The sequence below is a fragment of the Sphingomonas sp. KRR8 genome, from assembly GCF_023559245.1.
Lineage (GTDB): Bacteria > Pseudomonadota > Alphaproteobacteria > Sphingomonadales > Sphingomonadaceae > Sphingomicrobium.
Genome location: NZ_CP097462.1, coordinates 287056 through 309490 on the forward strand (window position 1 = coordinate 287056; position 22435 = coordinate 309490).

Annotated in this window: 22 protein-coding genes and 1 tRNA gene; 16 read left to right on the forward strand and 7 right to left on the reverse strand. The window is 67.3% G+C overall.

Annotated features, from left to right (window positions below):
• Positions 1-51: 51 nt before the first annotated feature.
• The gene (locus M8312_RS01440; RefSeq protein WP_250118618.1) at positions 52-1530 is read left to right on the forward strand and encodes a M48 family metalloprotease; all 1479 of its coding nucleotides are present in this window, start codon (positions 52-54) and stop codon (positions 1528-1530) included.
• Positions 1531-1565: 35 nt separating this feature from the next.
• On the opposite strand, the gene M8312_RS01445 is transcribed toward M8312_RS01440, so the two are convergent.
• Together M8312_RS01445 and M8312_RS01450 are read right to left on the reverse strand one after the other, a co-directional pair.
• Complete coding sequence (locus M8312_RS01445) at positions 1566-1745, reverse strand: Flp family type IVb pilin (RefSeq protein ID WP_250119813.1); 180 nt, start codon at positions 1743-1745, stop codon at positions 1566-1568.
• Between the two features lie 102 nt (positions 1746-1847).
• A complete protein-coding gene (locus M8312_RS01450; protein WP_250118619.1) occupies positions 1848-2603 on the reverse strand; it encodes a hypothetical protein in 756 nt (251 codons plus the stop codon).
• Between the two features lie 40 nt (positions 2604-2643).
• Between M8312_RS01450 and M8312_RS01455 the strand changes: the two genes are divergently transcribed.
• The 7 genes from M8312_RS01455 to folE all read left to right on the forward strand — a co-directional run bounded on the left by M8312_RS01455 (position 2644) and on the right by folE (position 6791).
• Positions 2644-3378 (forward strand): ComF family protein, encoded by a 735-nt coding sequence (locus M8312_RS01455; RefSeq protein ID WP_250118620.1) that lies wholly within the window; start codon positions 2644-2646, stop codon positions 3376-3378.
• Positions 3379-3416: 38 nt separating this feature from the next.
• The gene (grxC, locus tag M8312_RS01460) at positions 3417-3671 is read left to right on the forward strand and encodes a glutaredoxin 3 (RefSeq protein WP_250118621.1); all 255 of its coding nucleotides are present in this window, start codon (positions 3417-3419) and stop codon (positions 3669-3671) included.
• Positions 3668-4501: a carbon-nitrogen hydrolase family protein gene (locus M8312_RS01465; protein ID WP_250118622.1), complete on the forward strand. Its 834-nt coding sequence runs from the start codon at positions 3668-3670 to the stop codon at positions 4499-4501. The genes grxC and M8312_RS01465 overlap by 4 nt, the downstream gene beginning before the upstream one ends.
• A gap of 36 nt (positions 4502-4537) precedes the next feature.
• Positions 4538-4614, forward strand: a tRNA-Arg gene (locus tag M8312_RS01470).
• Positions 4615-4634: 20 nt separating this feature from the next.
• Positions 4635-4871, forward strand: coding sequence for a DUF6356 family protein (locus tag M8312_RS01475; RefSeq protein ID WP_250118623.1), 237 nt, complete (start codon positions 4635-4637; stop codon positions 4869-4871).
• Positions 4861-6174: an FAD/NAD(P)-binding protein gene (locus M8312_RS01480; RefSeq protein ID WP_250118624.1), complete on the forward strand. Its 1314-nt coding sequence runs from the start codon at positions 4861-4863 to the stop codon at positions 6172-6174. The genes M8312_RS01475 and M8312_RS01480 overlap by 11 nt, the downstream gene beginning before the upstream one ends.
• Positions 6171-6791, forward strand: a complete 621-nt coding sequence (folE, locus tag M8312_RS01485) for a GTP cyclohydrolase I FolE (RefSeq protein WP_250118625.1) — start codon at positions 6171-6173, stop codon at positions 6789-6791. Before M8312_RS01480 ends, folE begins: the two co-directional genes overlap by 4 nt.
• A gap of 1 nt (position 6792) precedes the next feature.
• On the opposite strand, the gene M8312_RS01490 is transcribed toward folE, so the two are convergent.
• Entirely contained in the window at positions 6793-7620 is an 828-nt protein-coding gene (locus M8312_RS01490) for a nickel-binding protein (RefSeq protein ID WP_250118626.1), read from the reverse strand.
• A 93-nt stretch (positions 7621-7713) separates the two neighbouring features.
• Here M8312_RS01490 and M8312_RS01495 point away from each other — a divergent pair, with 93 nt between their 5' ends.
• Entirely contained in the window at positions 7714-8895 is a 1182-nt protein-coding gene (locus M8312_RS01495) for an aromatic ring-hydroxylating oxygenase subunit alpha (protein WP_250118627.1), read from the forward strand.
• Here M8312_RS01495 and M8312_RS01500 read toward each other — a convergent pair.
• Positions 8871-9341, reverse strand: coding sequence for a DUF4142 domain-containing protein (locus M8312_RS01500; RefSeq protein ID WP_250118628.1), 471 nt, complete (start codon positions 9339-9341; stop codon positions 8871-8873). The genes M8312_RS01495 and M8312_RS01500 overlap by 25 nt on opposite strands.
• Positions 9342-9382: 41 nt before the next feature.
• Entirely contained in the window at positions 9383-10705 is a 1323-nt protein-coding gene (locus tag M8312_RS01505; protein WP_250118629.1) for an APC family permease, read from the reverse strand.
• 81 nt (positions 10706-10786) lie between these two features.
• Between M8312_RS01505 and fabD the strand changes: the two genes are divergently transcribed.
• The 5 genes from fabD to M8312_RS01530 all read left to right on the forward strand — a co-directional run bounded on the left by fabD (position 10787) and on the right by M8312_RS01530 (position 16165).
• Positions 10787-11725: an ACP S-malonyltransferase gene (gene fabD, locus M8312_RS01510; protein WP_250118630.1), complete on the forward strand. Its 939-nt coding sequence runs from the start codon at positions 10787-10789 to the stop codon at positions 11723-11725.
• Complete coding sequence (fabG, locus tag M8312_RS01515; protein ID WP_250119814.1) at positions 11725-12465, forward strand: 3-oxoacyl-[acyl-carrier-protein] reductase; 741 nt, start codon at positions 11725-11727, stop codon at positions 12463-12465. Before fabD ends, fabG begins: the two co-directional genes overlap by 1 nt.
• Before the next feature lie 128 nt (positions 12466-12593).
• Positions 12594-14531, forward strand: a complete 1938-nt coding sequence (gene dnaK / locus M8312_RS01520) for a molecular chaperone DnaK (RefSeq protein ID WP_250118631.1) — start codon at positions 12594-12596, stop codon at positions 14529-14531.
• A 59-nt stretch (positions 14532-14590) separates the two neighbouring features.
• Positions 14591-15721 (forward strand): molecular chaperone DnaJ, encoded by a 1131-nt coding sequence (gene dnaJ / locus M8312_RS01525; RefSeq protein ID WP_250118632.1) that lies wholly within the window; start codon positions 14591-14593, stop codon positions 15719-15721.
• Between the two features lie 120 nt (positions 15722-15841).
• A complete protein-coding gene (locus M8312_RS01530) occupies positions 15842-16165 on the forward strand; it encodes a hypothetical protein (protein ID WP_250118633.1) in 324 nt (107 codons plus the stop codon).
• A 58-nt stretch (positions 16166-16223) separates the two neighbouring features.
• Here the strand turns inward: M8312_RS01530 and purB are convergent, their stop codons facing one another.
• On the reverse strand, positions 16224-17546 hold the full coding sequence (gene purB, locus M8312_RS01535) for an adenylosuccinate lyase (protein ID WP_250118634.1): 1323 nt from the start codon (positions 17544-17546) through the stop codon (positions 16224-16226).
• A gap of 124 nt (positions 17547-17670) precedes the next feature.
• Here purB and M8312_RS01540 point away from each other — a divergent pair, with 124 nt between their 5' ends.
• The gene (locus tag M8312_RS01540; protein ID WP_250119815.1) at positions 17671-18372 is read left to right on the forward strand and encodes a type 1 glutamine amidotransferase domain-containing protein; all 702 of its coding nucleotides are present in this window, start codon (positions 17671-17673) and stop codon (positions 18370-18372) included.
• A 43-nt stretch (positions 18373-18415) separates the two neighbouring features.
• Here the strand turns inward: M8312_RS01540 and radC are convergent, their stop codons facing one another.
• Positions 18416-19096: a RadC family protein gene (radC, locus tag M8312_RS01545; RefSeq protein WP_250118635.1), complete on the reverse strand. Its 681-nt coding sequence runs from the start codon at positions 19094-19096 to the stop codon at positions 18416-18418.
• 111 nt (positions 19097-19207) lie between these two features.
• On the opposite strand from radC, the gene M8312_RS01550 reads away from it, so the two are divergent.
• Complete coding sequence (locus M8312_RS01550) at positions 19208-22435, forward strand: intermembrane phospholipid transport protein YdbH family protein (protein ID WP_250118636.1); 3228 nt, start codon at positions 19208-19210, stop codon at positions 22433-22435.

The window sequence follows — 22435 nt, forward strand, 5'->3', positions numbered from 1 at the left end:
CGAAATTCTCCCGTTCAGAAGCGCGACAGGAACGGAGAATAGATTTCGCGCATGATCAGGATCAAGAAGAGCTTGCTGTTTCTGACCGCAGCCGCGGTGGCGGTCGCGCCCGGGCTGGGCAGCGCCCAGACCTACGGACGCCAGCTGCCGGTCCGCTATGTGCAGGAGGCGCAGCGCGACAATGCGGCGCTGATCGCCGAGTTCGGCGGGGCGGAGACAGGGCCGCGCGCGGGCTATGTCGACCAGGTCGGCCGGCGGATGGCATTGCAGTCGGGCGTCGATCCGCGCTCGTTCCGCTTCACCACCCTGAATTCGGCGGTGGAGAACGCCTTCTCCGTGCCGGGCGGCTACGTCTACATCACCCGTCAGTTGATGGGGCTGATGAACAACGAGGCCGAGTTGGCCTTCGTGATGGGTCACGAGGTCGGGCATGTTGCCGCCAATCACGCGCAGGCCCGCGAGAGAGCGGCATCACGCAACAGCGTCGGCGGAATTCTGGGCGCGATCCTGGGCAGTGTGATCGGTGGCGGCTTTGGCGAGGCCATCGGGCAGCTGGCGCAGCAGAGCTCGGCCCTGCGGACGCTGAGCTTCAGCCGGGCGCAGGAATATCAGGCCGACCAGCTGGGCGTCGCTTACCTCACGAGGGCGGGCTATGATCCGGCCGCGTCGGCCACGATGCTGGCGGCGCTTGCCCGGGCGGATGCGCTTGAACTGCGTGTGCAGGGACGAGACCAGCGGCAGACGCCAGAGTGGGCGCAGACCCATCCCAACAGCGAGAACCGGGTGGTTCAGGCGGCGCAGCTGGCGCGGTCCACGGGCCGGGCGGGAACGGGCCTCATCAATCGCGACGCCTTCCTGGCCCAGGTCGACGGCGTGGTCGTCGACGACGATCCGGCACAGGGCATCATCGACGGACGGACCTTCACGCACCCCGACCTTCGGCTGCAATTCTCGGTGCCGACCGGGTACCTGATGCAGAACGGGACCGACGCGGTCACGATCAGCGGGAGCGCCGGCAAGGCCCAATTCTCGACCGGGCGCTTCAATGGCGACCTGCAGGCCTACATGGCGGCGGTGCTGCAGGGGCTGACCGAGGGCAAGGTGCCGCTGCAGGTCATCGATACGAATCGGACAACGATCAACGGCATTCCGGCCGCCTATGTCGTCGGGCGGGCGCAGACATCGTCGGGCCTGGTCGACGTGAGCGTGTTCGCTTACCAGTTCTCGCCCACGCAGGCCTATCACTTCGTCATGCTGACGCAGGGCGGACAGGGCGTCGGAGCATTCGTTCCGATGGTCAATTCGCTGCGGCGGATCAGCGCGGCCGAGGCGGCGCAGATTCGTCCCAAGGTGATCGACGTGGTCACCGTCCGGCCGGGCGACACGGTGGAGTCGCTGGGCAGCCGGATGGCGTATCGCGATTTCAAGGTCGAGCGATTCGTCTCGCTCAACGGGCTCGCCGCCAATGCGCGGCTGGTGCCCGGTCAGAAGGTCAAGCTGGTCGTCCTGGGCGCGCGCAGCCGGGCTTGACGATCAGCACGCCAGCCCTTGAGCGCCTCCGCCGCTTACGCGGCGGGGGGCTGCATGGCTGCCGTGATCTTCGTCTGGATGATATCCCACATGCCGCCCGCTCCGCCGCCAAGCGAGTTGAAGGCGCCAATGCAGGCGACCGCAAGCAAGGCGACGATGAGCCCATATTCGATCGCAGTCGCACCGCGTTCGTCGCGGCGCAGCCTGCGCAACATCAATCGGATAGCGCTCACGCCACCCTCCTCTGGTCCACGTCCACGGGATCGGGATAGCTCGGCCAGGTTAACAAGATGTGGGGCCGGCAGGTTAGCTGTTCATTAAGGATGTTCGGCGGCAGCGGGGGTCCAGGCGGAGAAGTGGATGAGCTCAACCGTTTCCACCGTTCCCTGCGCGTCGCCGGCCGAGGCGAAGGCGGCGCGCGCGGCGCCAAGCGCGGCGCGGGTCAGCGGACGCCGGCTGCGTTGCTTTAGCGCGTTGGTCGCCCCCATCCCACGAAGATCGGCGACGAGATCGTCAAGCATCCGGTAACGCAGGCGCACGCGATCGACGTCGACCACGGGCAGGTCAAAGCCGGCATCCTGAAGCAGGCCGGCAAACCCGGCGGCGGCGATTCGCGGATGGACCCGGGGCGCGATGCCGCTGCCCGCGGCTTGATCGGCCGCAAGCATTGCGGCGCGCAGCTGGGGCAGGGTATCGTTTCCCGGGAAGGCGCCAACGAACAGCGCCTCGGGCGCGAGCAGGTGCCTGACCACCTGTAGCAGCGACGGCAGCTCAGGCGCGGTGTCGAGCTGGCCGAGCACGATCAGCAGGTCGAGGCTGCCTGGCGGAAAGGCGGCGAGTTCGTCGAGCGAGGGGGCCAGCAGCAGCTGCTCGGCGACGCCCCCGAGCGGGCCGGTGAGCGACGGATCGGGACAGCCGATCAGCAGTCCGCGTCCGAACCGCCGCCGGACGATCGCCAGGCGCTCGCCAAGTTCTTCGATCACCCGCTCGGCAAGGAAGGTGCGCGCACCCTGGCGAACCGCTCGGTCCTGCCGCGCGGAGAGGGCTTGCGGATCGAACAGCGTCTCGGCCATGGAGGCGCTGTGCCGATCGCGTTCAGGATGGACAAGCCTGATGATCACTGGCGCCCTGCTTTCCCGGCCACTTCGTTATGCGCTCGACTTCGCGCTCCCGCCGCGCTGCGCCGGGTGCGGCGCGATCGTCGATGAGGTGGGGCTGTTCTGCACGATCTGCTGGCCCCAGATGGAGTGGCTGGCCGGCGGATGCCAGCGGTGTGGGATCCCGCTTCGCGCAACGGAGGCAGAGACGTGCGCGGCCTGCCTTGCGGAACCCGGCAAGCTCGACCGGATCCGCGCCGCGGTCGCCTATGACGAGCGCGCCCGACTGCTGGTCCTGCGGCTGAAATATGGGCGGAAAACCGCGCTGGCAAAGGTAATGGCCGGTTACATGCAGCGGCCGCTGCGGGAGTTCGCGGCCGACGCCTTGCTGATTCCAGTGCCGCTGCATCGAAGCCGCTTGTGGAGTCGCGGTTTCAACCAGGCGGCGCTGATCGCCGCCGCCCTCGCCAAGGGTTCCGAGCACCGCTCCGATCCGTTCCTCCTTGCAAGGACGCGGCGGACACCCAAGCTCAAGGGCATGACGGTCGCCGAGCGATGGAGGACGGTGCAGGGCGCATTCGCGCTTCGACCCGGCAAGAGTGTCGAGGGGCGGCACCTCGTCCTGGTGGACGACGTCTATACCAGTGGAAGCACCGCCGAGGCGTGCGCCCGGTTGCTCAAGCGCAAGGGGGCGGCGAGCGTGTCGCTGTTGGCCTGGGCGCGGGTGGTGGCTCCGCAGCGCATCGGTTAACGTTGTTGGCGAAACAGAAGTCAGTGAAAGGTGTCAGCGTGGCCCGTGTCGAGATGTATTCGAAGACCTTCTGTCCTTACTGCAGCCGGGCCAAGGCGCTGCTCGACAGCAAGGGTGTCGCCGCCGAAGAGTATAATATCGACGGCGGCGGGCCGAAGCGCGACGAGATGTTGAACCGCTCCGGCCGTATGACCGTGCCGCAGATCTTCATCGATGGGCGCCATGTCGGCGGGTGCGATGACCTGTTCGCGCTGGAGCGGGCCGGCAAGCTGGACCCGATGCTCCGCGCATGAGCCGGATCGCGCTCCTGCAGGCGCAGACCGGCATCGATCCGGCCCGCAATGCCGCGAACCTCACCGAGGCCGTGCGGCAGGCGAAGGCGGGCGGCGCGGCGATGCTGTTCACGCCGGAGATGAGTGGCCTGCTCGACAAGGAGCGGGCGCGCGCTTCGGCGCACTGGCGGCTCGAGGAAGAGGAGCCGGTGCTGGCCGCCGTGCGCGACGCAGCGGCGCGCGAGGGAATGTGGGTCCACCTGGGTAGCCTTGCAGTGCGGAGCGGGGAGGGTGAACTGCTCGCCAATCGCGGCTTCGTGATCGATGCGTCCGGCGAGGTCAGGGCCCGCTACGACAAGATCCACCTGTTCGACGTCGACCTGCCGACCGGCGAAAGCTGGCGCGAATCGGCGGTGTACCGACCGGGTGGCGGGACGGTGATCGTGAAGGGGACGCCGGTCGGCGCGCTTGGCCTGACCATCTGCTACGACCTGCGCTTCCCGGCGCTGTTCGCCGCGCTGGCCGAGGCGGGAGCGGAGACCATCGCGGTGCCGGCGGCCTTCACCGTGCCGACGGGACAGGCGCATTGGGCGACGCTGCTCCGCGCGCGGGCGATCGAGGCCGGCGTGTTCGTCGTCGCGGCCGCGCAGGCCGGCCACCATGAGGACGGACGCACGACCTATGGCCACAGCCTGGTTGCGGGCCCCTGGGGCGAGCTGTTGCTGGAGATGGACGGCGCGCCGGGCCTTGGCTTCGCCGAGGTGGAGCTCGCCCGCATATCCGAGGTTCGCGGACGGGTTCCGGCGCTTTCCCATCGTCGCCCCATCCCGCCGGTGCGCGTCGTCGATTGATTCAACGGTAGCCCCTCCTGTAGGGCTGCGCGGCAAGGCCCCGTAGCTCAGCAGGATAGAGCGCCAGATTCCTAATCTGTAGGTCAGTGGTTCGAATCCACTCGGGGTCACCAGATTTTGAAGGAGTAGGCAGGTGCTGGGCCGGCTGTTCACCGATCACCCCAAGACCCTTGGCATGAGCTGGGCTGGCCATGCCGTTGGCGCCGTGCGGATCGGGGGCGAGATGATCGGTGCCGGCGCCGCCTGCCTGGTCCATGCCGTGGTGCCAGGTTTCTTTACCGAAACGGCCGGGCGGACCGTGGTGCGTCTCCACGACTATATGCAGAAGCGCCGCGCAGGCAGTCCGGACTGGCCCGATTATGAGATCTGACGAGACCGGCACCGCGCCGGTCGCCATCGTCGGGGGCGGGTTCTCGGGGACGATGACCGCGCTTCAGCTTGCGCGCCGAGGGATAGGCGCCGTGCTGATCGACGGTTCTGGCCGGACCGGGCGAGGTGTCGCTTATTCGACCAGCGATCCCGCGCATGTGCTGAACGTCCCCGCCGCCAAGATGAGTGCCTGGCCCGACCAGGTGGACCATTTCGCCGAGTGGGGCGGCTATGGCGCGGGCGAGTTCGCCGAGCGCCGGGCCTTCGGGCGCTATCTGGTCGAGCAGCTCTCCGAGAGCCCGGTCGAGGTGGTGGAAGCGAATGCCGTAGCCGCGGGCCGAAGCGGCCGCGACTGGCGGGTGACGCTTGCCGACGGCCAGATCATCGAGGTCGCGGCCCTTGTCCTGGCGCACGGCAACCAGCCGCCGGCGCCGCTGGCCGCGGCCGAGGGCCTGCCTGCGGACCTGTATGTGGCTAATCCGTGGACCGACGAAGCGCGCGCCGCCGTCGATCGTGCGGCCGACCGGGACAGCGACGTGCTGATCATCGGCACCGGCCTCACCATGGTCGATACCGTGCTGTCGCTGGTGGAGGCGGGCCATCGCGGGTCGATCACGGCGCTGTCGCGGCGGGGACTGGTTCCGCGCGCGCACGCCGATCCGCCCCCGCCCCCGGCGCCAGTGCAATTGAGCGATGTGCCGCTTGGGTCGGTGCGGACGCTCGCACGGTGGCTGCGAACGCGCTCTGCGGAGGTCGGCTTCCGGGCTGCGGTGGATTCGCTCCGCCCGCACAGTCACGCGATCTGGCAAAGCTTCGACGAAGCGCAGGAGCAGCGTTTCATTCGCCATGCGCGTCCGTGGTGGGACATCCACCGCCACCGGATCGCGCCCGCCGTCGCCGAGCGCCTCAAGGGCCTGATCGCCGAGGGCAAGCTGCGGATCATGGCCGGCCGGCTGCTGGGGCTCCATGAACGGAACGGCGAAGTGGTCGCGCGGATCCACCGGCGGGGTGACGGCGAGGTGGAGAGGAACTTCTGCCTGGCCATCAACTGCACGGGACCGCTGGGCGAAGTCGCCGAGACCCGAGACGCACTGTTGCGCGGGCTCCTGGACGAGGGTGCGGTGAGGCCTGATCGCTTCGGCATCGGGCTGGACGTCGATGGGCACGACCGCGCCGGCGAGCGCCTGTGGGCGCTCGGCCCGCTGACCAAAGGTCGCTATTGGGAAATGACCGCGGTTCCCGATATTCGCGGCCAGGCGGCTGCAGTGGCCGAGGATATTGCAGCGGAGCTGGCAAGGGCATGAGCGACACTCCCGACGATGGCGACCTGGTCGGGCCGCCACCCAAGCTGCCGGTGCCGGAGCATGTCGCGGACGCCGTTCGGACGCTGATCCGCTGGGCCGGCGATGATCCGGAGCGGGAAGGATTGCTCGACACGCCGCAGCGGGTGGCGCGGGCGTGGAAGGAATATGCCCGCGGCTATGACGAGGATCCCTCGCATCACCTCAGCCGGACCTTCAAGGAGGTCGGCGGCTATGACGAGATCGTTCTGCTGAAGGACATCCCGTTCCAGTCGCATTGCGAGCACCACATGGCGCCGATCATCGGCAAGGCGCACATCGCCTACCTGCCGCACAACCGGGTCGTCGGTATCTCCAAGCTGGCGCGGGTGCTGCACGGGTTTGCCCGGCGGCTCCAAGTACAGGAGCGGCTGACCGCGGAGGTCGCGGACTGCATCTGGGAGCATCTCCAGCCCAAGGGCGTGGCGGTGGTGATCGAGGCGACCCATGCCTGCATGACGGCGCGCGGAGTGAACACGCCCGGCGTGATGATGACCACGAGCCGGATGATGGGCACCTTCCGCGCGGACGAGCGCAGCCGCAAGGAAGTGCTGGCGCTGATGGGGCGTACGACCGCCTAGATCAGCAGCTGATCACCACCTCGCGGAGACGGATGGGCTCATCGAAGCCCTTGAGCTCGGCCTCGCGCATGCCAGCGAATTTCATGCCCTTGCCGAGGCACAGTTCGGCGATGCCGTTGGTCACCAGCACGGTGCCCGGCTCCGCATGGGCGCAAAGCCGTGCGGCGAGGTTCACGGTGGAGCCGAAGAAATCGTTGTCGCGTTCGATCGGCTCGCCCGCGGCGGCGCCGATGCGGACCTGAAAAGCCGGGCGGTCCTGGTCGGGGACCAGCGCTGCCACAGCGTTCTGGATATCACAGCCGGAACGGACCGCCTGCACTGGCGAGACGAACACCGCCATGATCCCGTCGCCGGTATGCTTGATCACGCGGCCGTCATGCTGCGCGACGGCGGCGCGGACGATCGCGTCGTGGGTCGTGAGAAGTTCAAAGGCGACGTCATCACCCAGACGCTGGGCAAGTTCGGTCGAGCCAACGATGTCGGTGAACAGCACGCTGCGAACGGCATTATCCCGTTCGCGGCGTCCGGGTAGCCAGACCGCGCCGGCCGAATCGACCTCGCCCGCGCCCATGAAGCCGTCGACCATGTCGGGATCAACCTCGATGATCTTTTCGGCAACGAGGCCATGCGCTTCCTTGTGGACCAGCATCGCGGCTTCGGCATTGAGCGCTTCGACCAGGCAGAACGCCTTGCCGCACTTCTCGTTGTGCCAATAGCGCTGGTAGTCGACGCCGTAGCGGGCCTGCACATCGAGGTCGGCAAGGTGCGCCTTGCGGAGGTCGTCAGCCTTGGCGCCCGGTATCGTGTGAACGTCGAGATAGAGCGGCATGCGACCCCCTCAGCAGCTGACCATAGCGCGTTCGCCCGCAATTGGCCATCGGCGGCGTTGCCGCAGGCTGGCGCGCGTGGCAGAAAACCGCGCATGGCCACCAAGCTCCGCCCCGTTGATCCCGCCGCCGACCCGCTCGACGACCTGAGCCTGCCCGGCTGGCTCTACCAGGATCCCGAATTCTTCGTGGCGGAGCAGCGGGCGTTCCTGCGCGCGGCGCCGCAGGTGGTCTGCCACGAAAGCGAGATCGCGGCGCCCGGGGAATGGCGCAGCCTCGATTATCTGGGCGAGAGCATCATCGTCATCCGGGGGGATGATGGTGAGGTCCGGGCCTTCACCAACGTTTGCCGCCATCGCGGTTCACGACTGGTGGACGGAAGCGGCGGCTGCGTCCGGGTACTGACCTGCCCCTATCACGGTTGGAGCTATGCGCGGGACGGCAAGCTGGTCGGCGTTCCGCACCGGCGGGAGTATCCGGGCCTCGAGACGGAGCGGCTTGGCCTGGTGCCGGTGCCGCTGGAACGCTGGCACGGGTTCCTGTTCGTGACGCTGGAGCCCGGCGGCCCGAGTGTCGCCGAGATGATGGGTCCGTTCGAAGAGGAGGTGACGCCCTACCGCTTCGAGGAATTGCGCGCGATCGGGAGGGTGACGCTTCGGCCCAGGCCGCTCAACTGGAAGACGATCGCGGACAATTATTCGGACGGCCTGCACATCCCGATCGGGCATCCCGGGCTGACCCGGCTGTTCGGACGCGGGTACAAGATCGAGGCCCATGCCGAGGTCGACCGGATGGAGGGCGATCTGGTTGAGCAACCTTCGGCCAATCCCTCCGAGCGCGCCTACCAGCACCTACTGCCGGAGGCGGAGCATCTGCCGGTGAGCCACCGACGCAAGTGGCTCTACTACAAGCTGTGGCCGAACGTGGCGTTCGACATCTACCCGGACCAGGTCGACTTCATGCAGTTCCTGCCGGTGAGCTCGACGGAAACGGTGATCCGCGAGATCAGCTATGCGCTGCCCGACGAGCGGCGCGAGATGCGGGCGGCCCGCTACCTTAACTGGCGGATCAACCGGCGCGTGAACGCCGAGGACACGGAGCTCATCACCCGGGTTCAGCAGGGCATGGCCTCGCCGACCTATCAGCCGGGGCCGCTCGGGACGTCGGAAGTGTGCCTGCGCAGCTTTGCGCAGAAACTGCGGCGGCTGATCCCGGAAGCCCGGCTCGACCAGCCGCCGCCATCGGGCTGGACTCAGCGGAGCGCGCGCGCTTCCTGAAGATGCTTGCGAAGGGTGGGGAGCGTCGCCGAGGCTAGCCGCGCCGTGGCCCGGTCGCCGGTGCGCACCTGCGCCTGATATTCAGCGATGTCCTTCTGGTGATCCTCGATCGCATGGCTGCGGGCATATCGGTCGAAGGCGCGGCCGTGCAGGTTACGCAGGTGGCGCATCGCGGCCATCGCGTCGGCCTTCGGGCTATGGCTGACACGGACGCCCATGCGGCGGGCGAGCTGGTCGACCTGGCTGCGGTGAGCGCCGTGATCCGCGACCAGCATTCGGCCGTAGCTGCGCACGGCAGGGTTGCTGCTGCGCTGCTGGAGCAGCTGGCCCATCTGGACCTCGCCGCTGTCGCCCCGAGCGGCGTTGTTGAGGAACTTGGTCGCGGGCGCCGCGAAGGCTGCGGTGGAGGCGGCGAGCAGGACGCCAGCGGTCAGGATACGGAACATGGACTTCTCCTCTCCAAGGTGGAGCTAAGAGTCGAACCGGCTCAATCTGGCGTTGTTCCCGTCATGACCTGTTGTTCACGTCCACGGCGGCTCAGCCAGCGAATGGGCCAGCCGGCGAGCGCGAGGCCGAAACCCCAGATGGTAGCTTCGAGCCCAGCACCGACGAACATGGCCAGCGCGTAGATCAAGGCAACCACGGGCAGGATGGCGCCGCCTCCAAGCCGCAGCTTCGCCTCAGCGGCGGCGCATACCGCGTAGAGGATGAGCGCGGCGACGGTGGAGACCAGGGCGATGAACTCGTAGACCGTCACGAAGCTCTGCGAGTTGCTCGCGAGGACGAGCAGGGCTGCGACGGCCGCGCCGACCAGCAGCGAACCGGTGGGAACGCCGGCCGCGTTGGTGCGGCGGAACAGCGCCGGCAGGTCCCCCGGCATGGCGAGCGACTGGCCGACCTCCGCCGAGAGCAGGAGCAGGGCATTGCAGGTGCCAAAGGCGCTGATGGCCGCGATCACGGCGACCACTGCTCCGGCCCTTGCGCCGAGCAGCGGGGCGATGGCGTCGGCGAACGGCGCGCTGCTGGTGGCGGCCAGTGCACTGGGCAGCAGCAGTAGCGTCGCCATGGTCGCACCAAAGTAGATGAGGCCCGTGCCACCCGTTCCGTAGATGGTCGCGCGCGGTACTGTCTCGCCGGCTTCGTCGGTAACGTTGGCGACCACCGTGGCGGCCTCGAAGCCGGTCAGAGAGAAGAGCATCAGCGCCGCCGCGGCGACGACGCCGCTAAGCCCAAGCGGCATTGGAGCGAGCGGCTGCAAGGGCGTGCCGGTGCCGACATGAATGGCAAGCAGCAGGACAACGAGCACCAGCGGCACGATCTTGATCAGGGTCGCGATGACCTGCACCCAACCAGCCGAGCGCGCACCGGTGAGGTTGACGACCGTGAGCACCGCGATCGTACCGAGGGCGACGACCATCAGGCCGGCGCCGCTGCCGGCGGCCGGCATGACATGCCCGAGCGCCCCGGCGACCGCGACGGCCACGGCCGCGACCGCGGTCCATTGCGAGACGAGGTAGCTCCACAGGGTCAGGAAAGCCGCTGTGTCGCCGAACGCGGTGCGGACGTAGATGAACGGGCCTCCCGGCAGCCGGCGGGCAAGCCGGGCGAAGGTTATTGCCAGCAGCATGGTGCCCGCGATGGTCAGCGCGAAGGCGACGGCGATGTTCTCGCCATAGGGAGCAAGAGTGGTCGGCAGCAGATAGATGCCCGACCCGATCATGGTCCCGACCACCATCGCCAGGCTCATGATGCCGCCGAGCCGCTTCGATGGCGGCGGCGGAGGCGGAGCGATTATGTCGGGCTCGGTCATGATCGCGGCTTTGCACCGGCGCGCCGGGTTGGCAATCGTCCGCCATCCGCCTAACCGCGCCGGAGTTACAGGGGAGACCAGATGCGCGCGTTCATCTTTCCAGGCCAGGGGAGCCAGTCGGTCGGCATGGGCAAGGCGCTGGCTGATGCCAGCGCGGCGGCGCGGGACGTGTTCGCCGAGGTGGACGAAGCGCTCGGCCAGCACCTCTTCCGGCTGATGACCGAAGGGCCCGAGGACCAACTCACCCTGACCGAGAATGCGCAGCCCGCGATCATGGCGCATGCGCTGGCGGTATTCCGCGCGCTGACCCGCGAAGGGGGCGTGTCGCTGGAGAAGGCGGCGAGCTTCGTCGCTGGGCACAGCCTTGGCGAGTATAGCGCGCTGTGTGCGGCGGGAACCGTTGACCTATCGACCACCGCCCGGCTGCTGAAGCTGCGCGGGCAGGCGATGCAGGCAGCGGTGCCGGTGGGCGAGGGCGCCATGGCGGCGCTGCTGGGTGCCGACCTCGAGAAGGCCGAGGCGATCGCCGCCGCGGCGGCCGAGGGCGAGGTCTGCACGGTCGCCAATGACAATGATCCGTCGCAGGTCGTCATTTCCGGCAAGCGCAGCGCCATCGAGCGCGCGGTCGGGCTGGCGAAGGAGCATGGCGCCAAGCGCGCGGTGCTGCTTCCCGTCTCCGCGCCGTTCCACTGCCCGCTGATGAAGCCTGCCGCCGACCGGATGGCGGAAGCACTGGCGAGCACGGACCTGCGCGCGCCAGCGGTTCCCGTCTTCGCCAATGTCATTGCCGCCCCTGTCAGCGATCCGGACCGAATCCGCGAGCTGCTGGTCGAGCAGGTGACTGGCATGGTCCGCTGGCGTGAGAGCGTGGCCGAGATGGTCGCGGCCGGGGTCGAAGAGTTCGTTGAGCTTGGCGGCAAGGTGCTCGGCCCAATGGTCAAGCGGACTGCGCCGGATGTGAAGGTGACAAGCCTGTTGTCCATCGATGATGTGGAAGCGATGGCGAAGGAGCTCGCATGATGTTCGATCTTTCGGGAATGACCGCGCTGGTGACCGGCGCCAGCGGAGGCCTTGGCAGCGCAATCGCCAAGGCCCTCAGCGCGCAGGGAGCGCGGCTGGCGGTGAGCGGAAGCAATGAGGAAAAGCTGGGCACCTTCCGCGAGAGCCTGGGCGGCGACCATGTAGCGCTGCCGTGCAACCTGTCCGATCCGGCTTCGGTGGACGCCCTCGTTCCGCAGGCGGTCGAGGCGCTTGGCGGCAAGCTCGACATCCTGGTCAACAATGCCGGCGTCACGCGCGACAATCTGCTGATGCGGATGAAGGACGAGGAGTTCGAGGACGTCATCCGGATCAACCTGGAGGCCGCCTTCCGGCTGATGCGCGCGGCAGCCAAGCCGATGATGAAGGCGCGCTTTGGCCGCATCGTCAGCGTCACGTCCGTGGTCGGAGCCACCGGCAACCCGGGCCAGGCGAACTATGTCGCGTCGAAGGCGGGGCTGGTCGGAATGAGCAAGGCGGTGGCACAGGAGTTGGCGACGCGCGGGATCACCGTCAATTGCGTGGCGCCGGGCTTCATGACCTCGGCGATGACCGATGCGCTCAATGAGCAACAGCGTTCCGCCATTCTTGGCAAGATCCCGTCGGGCGCGATGGGCACTGGCGAGGACGTAGCGGCGGCCGTCTGCTATCTGGCGAGCCGGGAGGCTGGTTACGTCACGGGGCAGACCCTGCACGTCAACGGCGGCATGGCGATGTACTGACGCAACAGTTTTCAACCTGAATGCCACACCTCTTGTGGCGGTGGAACTCACCCCTATATCGCCGCCGGAACAACAAAAACCGGCGTCAGGCTTGAGGCGTCCGGGGGCTAGTCAAAGGGTTGAAGAGCATGGCGAAAGTGATCGGGATCGACCTCGGCACAACCAACAGCTGCGTGGCTGTGATGGAGGGCGGCAAGCCCAAGGTGATCGAGAATTCGGAGGGCGCGCGGACCACACCATCGGTGGTGGCCTTCGCCAAGGACGGTGAGCGGCTGATCGGCCAGCCCGCCAAGCGTCAGGCCGTGACCAATCCCGACAACACCATCTTCGCCGTGAAGCGCCTGATCGGCCGCCGGTTCGACGATCCGGTGACCAAGAAGGACACCGAGCTGGTCCCTTACAAGATCGTCAAGGGCGGCAATGGCGACGCGTGGGTGCAGGCCGGCGGCAAGGACTACAGCCCGTCGCAGATCAGCGCCTTCACCCTCCAGAAGATGAAGGAATCGGCCGAGGCCTATCTCGGTGAGACGGTCACCCAGGCGGTGATCACGGTTCCGGCCTATTTCAACGACGCGCAGCGCCAGGCGACCAAGGACGCCGGCCAGATCGCGGGCCTTGAAGTGCTGCGCATCATCAACGAGCCGACCGCCGCGGCGCTCGCCTACGGCCTCGACAAGGACAACAACAAGACGATCGCGGTCTATGACCTTGGCGGCGGCACGTTCGACGTGTCGGTGCTGGAGATCGGCGACGGCGTGTTCGAGGTGAAGTCGACCAACGGCGACACCTTCCTGGGCGGCGAGGATTTCGACGCCAAGATCGTCGAATATCTCGCGGACAAGTTCCAGCAGAAGGAAGGCATCGACCTCAAGAAGGATCGCCTGGCACTGCAGCGGCTCAAGGAAGCCGCCGAGAAGGCCAAGATCGAGCTGTCGTCGGCTGCGACGACCGAGATCAACCAGCCGTTCATCACGGCGCGCATGGAGGGTGGCTCGACCACTCCGCTGCACCTCGTTGAGACGATCACCCGCGCCGACCTCGAGAAGCTGGTCGCCGACCTCATCAACCGCACGCTCGAGCCGTGCCGCAAGGCCCTCAAGGACGCCGGGATCGAGGCCAAGGCGATCGACGAGGTCGTGCTGGTCGGCGGCATGACCCGCATGCCGCGCGTCCGTGAAGTCGTGAAGGACTTCTTCGGCAAGGAGCCGCATACCGGCGTCAATCCCGACGAGGTGGTCGCCATTGGCGCCGCCATCCAGGCCGGCGTTCTGCAGGGCGACGTCAAGGACGTGCTGCTGCTGGACGTGACCCCGCTGTCGCTGGGCATCGAGACGCTGGGTGGCGTGTTCACCCGGATGATCGACCGCAACACGACCATCCCGACCAAGAAGAGCCAGGTCTTTTCGACCGCCGACGACAATCAGAACGCCGTCACCATCCGGGTCTTCCAGGGTGAGCGCGAGATGGCGGCCGACAACAAGATTCTGGGTCAGTTCGACCTGGTCGGCATCCCCCCCGCGCCGCGCGGCGTGCCGCAGGTCGAGGTCACCTTCGACATCGACGCCAACGGCATCGTGAACGTGTCGGCTAAGGACAAGGGCACCGGCAAGGAGCAGCAGATCCGCATCCAGGCGTCGGGCGGTCTCAACGACAGCGACATCGAGAAGATGGTGCGCGAGGCCGAGCAGTTCGCGGAAGACGACAAGAAGCGCAAGGCGGCGGCCGAGGCCAAGAACCAGGCCGAGAGCTTGATCCACTCGACCGAGCGCCAGCTGGCCGAGCATGGTGACAAGGTCTCGGCGGACGTGAAGAGCGAGATCGAGAACGCCGTTGCCGAGGCCAAGACTGCCGTTGAAAGCGGTGACGCCGACGCGATGAACGCGAAGGTCCAGGCGCTGACCCAGTCGGCGATGAAGCTTGGCCAGGCCATCTACGAAACCCAGCAGGGTGCCGGCGGCGATGCCGGAGCGGGCGCGGAGCAGGCTTCGGCCGGCGCGGGCCAGGCCGGGGACGAGGAAGTGGTCGACGCGGAATTCTCCGAAGTCGACGAAGACAAGAAGGCGTAAGCCATCATGAGCGCCGCCCCGGCGTGTGTTTCCGGGGCGGCGGTTTTTAGGTTTCGCCCATGACGGTACACACCGACTATTATGAGATGCTCGGGGTCGCCAAGACCGCCGACGACCGAACGATCAAGGCTGCCTATCGCAAGCTGGCGATGGAGTGCCATCCCGACCGGCATGGCGGCTGCACCGAGCAGGAAGCCAAGTTCAAGGCGATCAACGAGGCCTATGATTGCCTCAAGGATCCGCAAAAGCGCGCGGCCTATGACCGCTTCGGCCATGCCGCCTTCCAGCAGGGTGGCGGCGGCGGCGACCCCTTTGGCGCGGGCGGGCCCGGGTTCGACGGCTTCTCCGATATCTTCTCGTCAATTTTCGGCGAGTTCATGGACCAGCGCGGCGGTGGACGGCAGAGCGCCGCGCGCGGGTCAGACCTGCGCTACGATCTTGAGCTCAGCTTCGAGGAAGCGTTCGCCGGCAAGCAGTCGACGATCGAGATCGAGACCCTGCAAGCGTGCGAGCCGTGCGGCGGTGATGGGTCACGCGGCGAAAGCCGGCCCGAACGCTGCGCCACGTGCGGCGGGCAGGGCAAGGTTCGCGCGCAGCAGGGCTTTTTCGTGGTGGAGCGGGCATGTCCCACCTGCCACGGCCATGGCGTGACCATCGCCGATCCGTGCCCGCAGTGCGATGGCGAGGGACGCATCCTCAAGCGCCGCCAGCTGTCGATCAGCATTCCCGCCGGCGTCGACGAGGGTACCCGGATCCGCGTGGCGGGCGAGGGCGAGGCAGGTGTTCGCGGCGCTGCGAACGGCGACCTCTACCTGTTCGTGCACCTGAAGCGGCACCCGCTGTTCCAGCGCGACGGCACGACGCTGATCGCCGAATGCCCGATCAGCTTCAGCACTGCGGCGCTTGGTGGCAGCATCACGGTGCCCGGGATCGACGGTCAGCACATCGAGATCAAGATCCCGGCCGGGATCCAGTCGGGCGACACGCTGCGCCAGCGCGGCGCCGGCATGAGCGTGGTCAACGGCCGTGGTCGCGGCGATCTCGTCACGCGTATCCTGGTAGAGACTCCGACCAGGCTGTCCGCCAAGCAGAAGGAGCTGCTCTGCCAGTTCCGTGAGACGGAGACGGGCGAGGAATGCCCGGCGAGCAAGAGTTTCTTCGCCCGGATCAAGGACGCTCTCGGGCACTGAGCCGAGGGTGCCGTTGATTTTCGATTAACCGCGCGTTTACGCGGTTATTTGTGCTATGCTCCCGGCGAGCGGCATCTGAACTGCGCTCCCGCACGACGTGCCGCTCGAAGGGAGACTTATATGCATAAGCTCGTCACCTTGGCCGTAATGACTGCCCTCACCGCTGGTATGAGTAGTGCTGCGTTCGCTGGTGAGGTGACTGGGCGGCACATCCGAACCGCGGCGCCGTTACACTCGAATTCGATTTGCTCTTATTCGGGTTTGGAAGACGGAACCACCCTCGTCGGTTTCGACGAACTGGGTAATCCGATCTTCGTGTTCGACACCCCATACGGCCCGGGGATCGTGCAAACTCCGCATTCTGATGGCGGAATCACTCACCCGCCGGGAATTCCCGGATCGTCGTGCCATGGCGGCTCCAATCCTGAGAACCCGCCGCTGTAAAGCTTGAACGAAAGCCTCCGCTTCGGCGGAGGCTTTCCTGTCCGCCGCTCAGGTCGAGTCAGCTGCGCCCGAAAACCCGACGGAAAATCGTGTCGACTTCGCGCAGGTGATAGCCAAGGTCGAAGCTCTCCTCGAGCTTGGCCGGGGGGATAGCAGCGGTGACCTGTGGGTCGGCCTTGAGCAGGTCGAGCAGGCTGAGCTTCCCGTCCGATTCCCACACCTTCATCGCGTTGCGCTGGACCAGCGCATAGGCGTCCTCTCGGCTGAGGCCGGCTTGGGTCAGGGCCAGCAGCACCCGCTGCGAATGGACGAGGCCGCCCATGCGGTCGAGGTTCTTCTGCATCCGCTCGGGGTAGACCAGCAGCTTGTCGATGACGCCGGTCAGGCGAACCAGGGCGAAGTCGAGCGTGATGGTGGCGTCGGGGCCGATGAACCGCTCGACGGACGAGTGGCTGATGTCCCGCTCATGCCAGAGGGCGACATTCTCCAGCGCCGGCACCACCGCCGAGCGGACCATCCGTGCGAGACCGGTCAGGTTCTCGGTCAACACGGGATTGCGCTTGTGCGGCATCGCCGAGCTGCCTTTCTGCCCGGGCGAGAAATATTCTTCGGCCTCCAGCACCTCGGTGCGCTGCAGGTGGCGGACCTCGGTCGCCAGCCGCTCGATCGACGAGGCGATCACGCCCAGGGTCGCGAAGAACATGGCATGGCGGTCGCGCGGGATGACCTGGGTTGAGACCGGCTCGGGCGTAAGGCCAAGTCGCTGCGCGACATGTTCTTCAACGCGCGGATCGATGTTGGCGAAGGTCCCCACCGCGCCCGAGATGGCGCAGGTCGCGATGTCGGCGCGGGCGGCCTGCAGCCGGACCCTGTTGCGCGCGAACTCGGCGTGCGCCTGAGCCAGCTTGAGGCCGAAGGTGACCGGCTCGGCATGGATGCCGTGGCTGCGGCCGATGGTTGGGGTGAGCTTGTGCTCGAAGGCGCGGCGTTCCAGCACGGCAAGTAGCTGGTCGAGGTCGCCGAGCAGGATGTCGGCGGCCTGCGTCAGCTGCACGGCGAGCGCGGTGTCGAGCACGTCGCTGCTGGTCATGCCCTGGTGCAGGTAGCGCTTTTCCGGGCCGAGCCGCTCACCAACCCAGGTCAGGAAGGCGATCACGTCGTGCTTGGTCACGGCCTCGATCGCGTCGATGGCCGGCACGTCGACCGGGTCGATGATCTTGGACGCGTGGGCAGCGACGATTTTCTGGGCGTCCTGGGCCGGGATCATGCCGATCTGGCCCATCGCCTCGGCGGCGTAGACTTCGATATCCCACCAGATGCGGAAGCGGTTTTCCGACTCCCAGATGGCAGTCATGGCGGGACGGGAATAACGGGGGACCATGGCGCGGGCGCCTAGCAGGGGCAGGCGGAAACGACAATCGGACGGGCGCACTGGAAAGGTGGAGTTGCCACCCTATCTGCTCGCTTGGGGCGGGCAGACGTATTTCGCGGGAGTGTGCACCGACATGAAGATCCTGATGGTTCTCACCAGCCATGACCAGCTGGGCGACACCGGCAAGAAGACCGGCTTCTGGCTCGAGGAGTTCGCCGCCCCTTTTTACGTCCTCAAGGACGCGGGGCATCAAATCACGCTCGCGAGCCCCAAGGGCGGGCAGCCGCCGCTCGACCCCAAGAGCGACGAGCCCGACGCGCAGACCGATGCGACCAAGCGCTTCAAGGGCGACGCGCAGGCGCAGCAGCAGTTGGCCTCGACCAAGAGGCTCGACGAGGTGTCGGCGAGTGAGTTCGACGCGGTCTTCTATCCCGGCGGACATGGTCCGTTGTGGGACCTGGCGGAGGATCCCAAATCCAAAGCGATCATCGAGGAGACCCTTCGTGCCGACAGGCCGGTGGCTTTGGTCTGCCACGCTCCCGCCGTGCTCAAAACCGTCATGGCAGAGGATGGGCAGCCGCTCGCCAGGGGCAAGCGCGTGACCGGCTTCACCAATGAGGAAGAGGAAGCGGTCGGGTTGACGAAGGTGGTGCCGTTCCTGCTGGAAGACATGCTCAAGGAGCAAGGCGCCGAGTACAGCAAGGTCGACGCCTTCAAGCCGCACGTGGCGGTCGACGGCAAGCTGATCACCGGCCAGAACCCGTCGTCGAGCGAACCAGCGGCCGAGGCGCTGCTAGAGGTGCTGTCACACCATCGCGAGCCGGCGGTGGCCTGACGAGTTCAGTGGCTGGCGGCGGCTTTGGTCCGTCGCCAACCGCTTACATCAGGCCCTGCGCACGGAGGCTTGTGCGGCCCTGAGTTCCGACAATGACGTGGTCGTGCACGGCGACTTTCATGTGGCGGCCGGCTTCGACGAGGTCGTGAGTGAGGCGGATGTCCGCACGGCTTGGCGTTGGGTCGCCGCTGGGATGGTTATGCACGATGATGATGGCGCTGGCGCCCAGCGCGATGGCACGCGCGATCACTTCGCGGACGTGAACGGCCGCTTCGTCAACGGAGCCCGTCCACAGCGCCTCATTCGACAGCAGCATGTTCTTGGCGTTGAGGAATAGCACCCGCACCTGTTCGATGGTGAGGTGGGCCATGGTCGCCTGGAGATAGTCGCCCAACGCCTCCCAATTGGAAAGCAGGGGGCGTTCCTCGACCCGGGTTTCGAGCAGGCGCTGGGCCGTTGCCCGGGCGATGGCGAGCGCGCCAACCACCGCTTCGGACAGGCCTTCGCGCAACAGCACTTCGGGTGGGGTATCAAGCAGTCGGCCAAAGCCGCCGTAAGTCTCCAGCAGCTGTTTGGCCCGCGCCTTGGTGTCGACGCGCGGCAGGCCGGTGGTCAGCAGATATTCAACCAGCTCATGGTCAAGCAATGCGTCGCCGCCGCCGTTCAGCAGCCGTTGCCGAAGGCGCGCGCGATGCCCATCGGCGCCATTCGGCTTGTCGCCCATAAGTGACAGGTTAAGGGCAAAGCCGCAGCGGTTGCAACCGTGATCATGCCGTCTGCGGAACGGCTCGGCTTCACCGAGGTTTGAAGGGGTGATGAGGATCGACACCAGCGAATGACCGAGCGGCCAGAGGATGTTGGGCCTGCTGAGTCGCGTGTCGTCATTGAGCGTCGGCGGCGCTGGCCGCGGCTGCTTGGCTTTCTGCTGCTCGGCCTTCTGGTCCTGCTGGCGATCGCCGTTGCCTTCGTATGGATCCAACGGCGGCCGATCGCGTCCGACATCCTTGCTCGTGAGCTGCGCAAGCGCGGGGTGCAGGCGACCTACCACTTGGATCGGGTCGGCCTTCGCACGCAGCAGGTCAGCAACTTGGTCATCGGAGACCCCAGGCGGCCGGATCTCACCGCCCGGGTGGCGCAGGTCCAGATGCGGATCCTGCTCAACGGGCGGGTCGAAATCTACCGGGTCGCGGCCCGAGGCGTGCGGCTGAACGGCCGGGTGGTCGGCAACAAGGTAAGCTGGGGCCAGGTCGACAATCTCCTCCCTCAGCCGTCCACGCCCGGCAAGCCGTTCAGCCTCCCCGACATCACCGTCGATATCGCGGACGCGTCCATTTCGCTGGCAACGCCGTTCGGACCGCTTGGCGTGGCAATCGAGGGCGCGGGCAACCTTACCGGTGGCTTCAAGGGCCGGCTGGCGGCGTCCAGCCCGCGGCTGGCACCGGGACGCTGCAGCCTTGACGGAATGCGGGCGCAGGTGGCGGTGGCGGTCACGGCACGCCGACCGCAGGTCAGCGGGCCGGTGTCGGCGGCAAGCTTCACCTGTCCCAAGAGCAACATCGTCGTGGCTCAGCCGCGGCTGGATGTGGACGTGTCCTTCAGCGAGGCCTTCGAACGGTTCCTTGGCAAGTCACGAGTGAGCGCCGCCGGCGTGCGCGCCGGGGTGAACGCGCTGGCGGGCATGAATGGCGAAGTCAGCGTCGCTGGCGACCCGACGCGCGCGCTGGGCAAGATCAACGTCTCGGCACTCGGCGCCCGGTTGGCCGAGGTAACCGCCGCCAGGACGCGTCTGAACGGCAGCTACCTGCTGAATGCCCGGCGCGGCGAGATCACGCTGGTGTCGGACTATGCGGCGCAGGGCGTCAGCCTGTCCCCGTCGCTGACGGCAGGATTCACGGGCGCGCTGAGCGGGGCGAAGGGTACGCCGATCGAGCCGCTCGCCGGCGCGCTTCGTCAGGCGGTCGGCAATGCCACCCGCGACATGGCCGCCAACGGATCGCTGCGGCTGGTGAACTTCGCCGGCGGCGGTGCGGTTCGGGTCGAGACCGCCAACGTGCGAAGCGCGAGCGGGGCGCGGGTGCAGGTCTCTGGCGGCGACGGAATCACCTATTACTGGCCCGGCAATCGGCTGCGGATCGACGGCAATATCGCGACCCAAGGCGGAGGTCTGCCGACGGCACGGGTGGCGCTGGTCAATCCGCGTCGCGGCGGCCCGATCAGCGGCCGGGCGGAGATCGCGCCTTATGCGGCGGGCGGGGCGCGGCTGGCGCTGGCACCCATCACTTTCGCGGCGCAGCGCGACGGCGGAACGGCGATCAGCACGGTGGCGCTGCTCGATGGGCCGCTGGCCGGTGGAACGATCAAGGGCCTGCGGGTTCCGGTCAACGGCAGCCTTGGGCCCGGTCAAGCGCTCGAGTTCGGCCGCGGCTGCACGCCGCTGAGCTTCACGTCGTTGACGCTCGGCTCACTTCAGCTCGGGCGGACCAGCTTGCCGATCTGCGCGACCGGACGAGCGATCCTCACCCGGCAGAGCGACGGTGGTATCGCCCTGCGCGCCTTCACCAACCAGTTCGCGCTGGCCGGACGGCTCGGCAACTCGCCCTTCATGGCGCGGGCGAGCCGGGCGGCGATGGTCGGCTCGCGCGGCTTCGACTTCGACAATCTGCGCGCACGCCTCGGTAACCCGGCGGCGCCGATCCTGCTCAACGCCACCGATCTCAAGGGCAACTTCGCGGGCGGCGCCATCGCAGGCACGTTCACCGGCGGCGATGGACTGATCGGCAAGGTGCCGCTCAAGATGACCGAGGCCAGGGGGAACTGGCGTTTCGGAGGCGGACGGCTGGCGGTGAATGGCGGGCTGACCGTCAACGACATCGGTGCCGACCCGCCGCGCTTCTACGCGCTGCGCAGCAACGACTTCCGCTTCCTCCTCGCCAACGATCTGATCACCGCTGGCGGATCGCTGCGTCAGCCCGCGACGGGCGCGCTGGTGACCAATGTCGAAATTCGTCACCGGCTCTCTAGCGGCGTGGGCGGCGCTACCCTCGACGTGCCCGGTATTCGCTTCGCCACCGGCGGGCTCCAGCCCGAGCAGCTGACCAGACTGAGCGAAGGCGTGATCGCCCTCGTCAACGGGGAGGTGCATGGCCGCGGCCAGATCAACTGGAACGGGACCAGTGTCAGCTCGACGGGCTCCTTCACGACCGACAACATGGACCTCGCCGCCGCGTTCGGCCCGGTGACCGGGCTCAAGGGCACGGTCAACTTCACCGACCTGCTCGGCCTGGAGACCGCGCCGGGGCAGACGATCAGCATCGCCAGCCTGAACCCGGGCATCGAGGTGCTGAACGGCACCGTCCGCTACCAGCTGCTGCCAGGCCAGCTGGTCAAGATCGAGGAAGGGCGCTGGCCGTTCATGGGCGGCACGCTGATCCTTCAGGAGACGGTGCTCAATCTCGGCAAGCCCAGCGCCAAGCGGCTGACCTTCCGGGTCGAGGGGCTGGACGCCAACCAGTTCGTGCAGAGTTTCGGCTTCAAGGAGATCGCGGCCGAAGGCGTGTTCGACGGCGTGCTGCCGATGATCTTCGACGAGAATGGCGGCCGCATCGTCGGCGGGCGGCTCGACAGCCGGTCGCCGGGCGGGCGGTTGAGCTACAATGGCGTGGTCAACAAGGCGAACCTGGGCATGGCCGGGAACCTTGCGTTCAACGCGCTGCGTGACCTTCGCTTCCGGTCGATGATCATCCGCCTGGACGGCGACCTGGCGGGTGAGTTCGGAACCCGGCTCACGGTCGATGGCGTGTCGCTGGCCGGCAGCACCGGCACCCAGCGCCTGATCCGGCGCGTGTTCGACGTGCCGCTGAAATTCAACGTCAGCATCCGCGGGCCTTTCCGCGCGCTGATCAACATGGCCAAGTCCATGCGTGACCCGCGCGACCTCATCTCGACGACGCTCGACGTGCCGGTCACCGGCCCGGGAATCGTCAGCGAAGTGCGCCGCAAGGAAGAAGAATCTACCCAGACCCAGACGCCCGTCGAACAAACGACGGCCAGCCCGAAGAGGTGA

Excerpts from the sequence above, each read along its gene's own strand:
- M8312_RS01440 (WP_250118618.1), top strand. The coding sequence starts at position 52 with ATGATCAGGATCAAGAAGAGCTTGCTGTTTCTGACCGCAGCCGCGGTG.
- M8312_RS01445 (WP_250119813.1), bottom strand. The coding sequence starts at position 1,745 with ATGTTGCGCAGGCTGCGCCGCGACGAACGCGGTGCGACTGCGATCGAA.
- M8312_RS01450 (WP_250118619.1), bottom strand. The coding sequence starts at position 2,603 with ATGGCCGAGACGCTGTTCGATCCGCAAGCCCTCTCCGCGCGGCAGGAC.
- M8312_RS01455 (WP_250118620.1), top strand. The coding sequence starts at position 2,644 with ATGATCACTGGCGCCCTGCTTTCCCGGCCACTTCGTTATGCGCTCGAC.
- M8312_RS01465 (WP_250118622.1), top strand. The coding sequence starts at position 3,668 with ATGAGCCGGATCGCGCTCCTGCAGGCGCAGACCGGCATCGATCCGGCC.
- M8312_RS01480 (WP_250118624.1), top strand. The coding sequence starts at position 4,861 with ATGAGATCTGACGAGACCGGCACCGCGCCGGTCGCCATCGTCGGGGGC.
- folE (WP_250118625.1), top strand. The coding sequence starts at position 6,171 with ATGAGCGACACTCCCGACGATGGCGACCTGGTCGGGCCGCCACCCAAG.
- M8312_RS01490 (WP_250118626.1), bottom strand. The coding sequence starts at position 7,620 with ATGCCGCTCTATCTCGACGTTCACACGATACCGGGCGCCAAGGCTGAC.
- M8312_RS01495 (WP_250118627.1), top strand. The coding sequence starts at position 7,714 with ATGGCCACCAAGCTCCGCCCCGTTGATCCCGCCGCCGACCCGCTCGAC.
- M8312_RS01500 (WP_250118628.1), bottom strand. The coding sequence starts at position 9,341 with ATGTTCCGTATCCTGACCGCTGGCGTCCTGCTCGCCGCCTCCACCGCA.
- M8312_RS01505 (WP_250118629.1), bottom strand. The coding sequence starts at position 10,705 with ATGACCGAGCCCGACATAATCGCTCCGCCTCCGCCGCCGCCATCGAAG.
- fabD (WP_250118630.1), top strand. The coding sequence starts at position 10,787 with ATGCGCGCGTTCATCTTTCCAGGCCAGGGGAGCCAGTCGGTCGGCATG.
- fabG (WP_250119814.1), top strand. The coding sequence starts at position 11,725 with ATGTTCGATCTTTCGGGAATGACCGCGCTGGTGACCGGCGCCAGCGGA.
- dnaK (WP_250118631.1), top strand. The coding sequence starts at position 12,594 with ATGGCGAAAGTGATCGGGATCGACCTCGGCACAACCAACAGCTGCGTG.
- dnaJ (WP_250118632.1), top strand. The coding sequence starts at position 14,591 with ATGACGGTACACACCGACTATTATGAGATGCTCGGGGTCGCCAAGACC.
- M8312_RS01530 (WP_250118633.1), top strand. The coding sequence starts at position 15,842 with ATGCATAAGCTCGTCACCTTGGCCGTAATGACTGCCCTCACCGCTGGT.
- purB (WP_250118634.1), bottom strand. The coding sequence starts at position 17,546 with ATGGTCCCCCGTTATTCCCGTCCCGCCATGACTGCCATCTGGGAGTCG.
- M8312_RS01540 (WP_250119815.1), top strand. The coding sequence starts at position 17,671 with ATGAAGATCCTGATGGTTCTCACCAGCCATGACCAGCTGGGCGACACC.
- radC (WP_250118635.1), bottom strand. The coding sequence starts at position 19,096 with ATGGGCGACAAGCCGAATGGCGCCGATGGGCATCGCGCGCGCCTTCGG.
- M8312_RS01550 (WP_250118636.1), top strand. The coding sequence starts at position 19,208 with ATGACCGAGCGGCCAGAGGATGTTGGGCCTGCTGAGTCGCGTGTCGTC.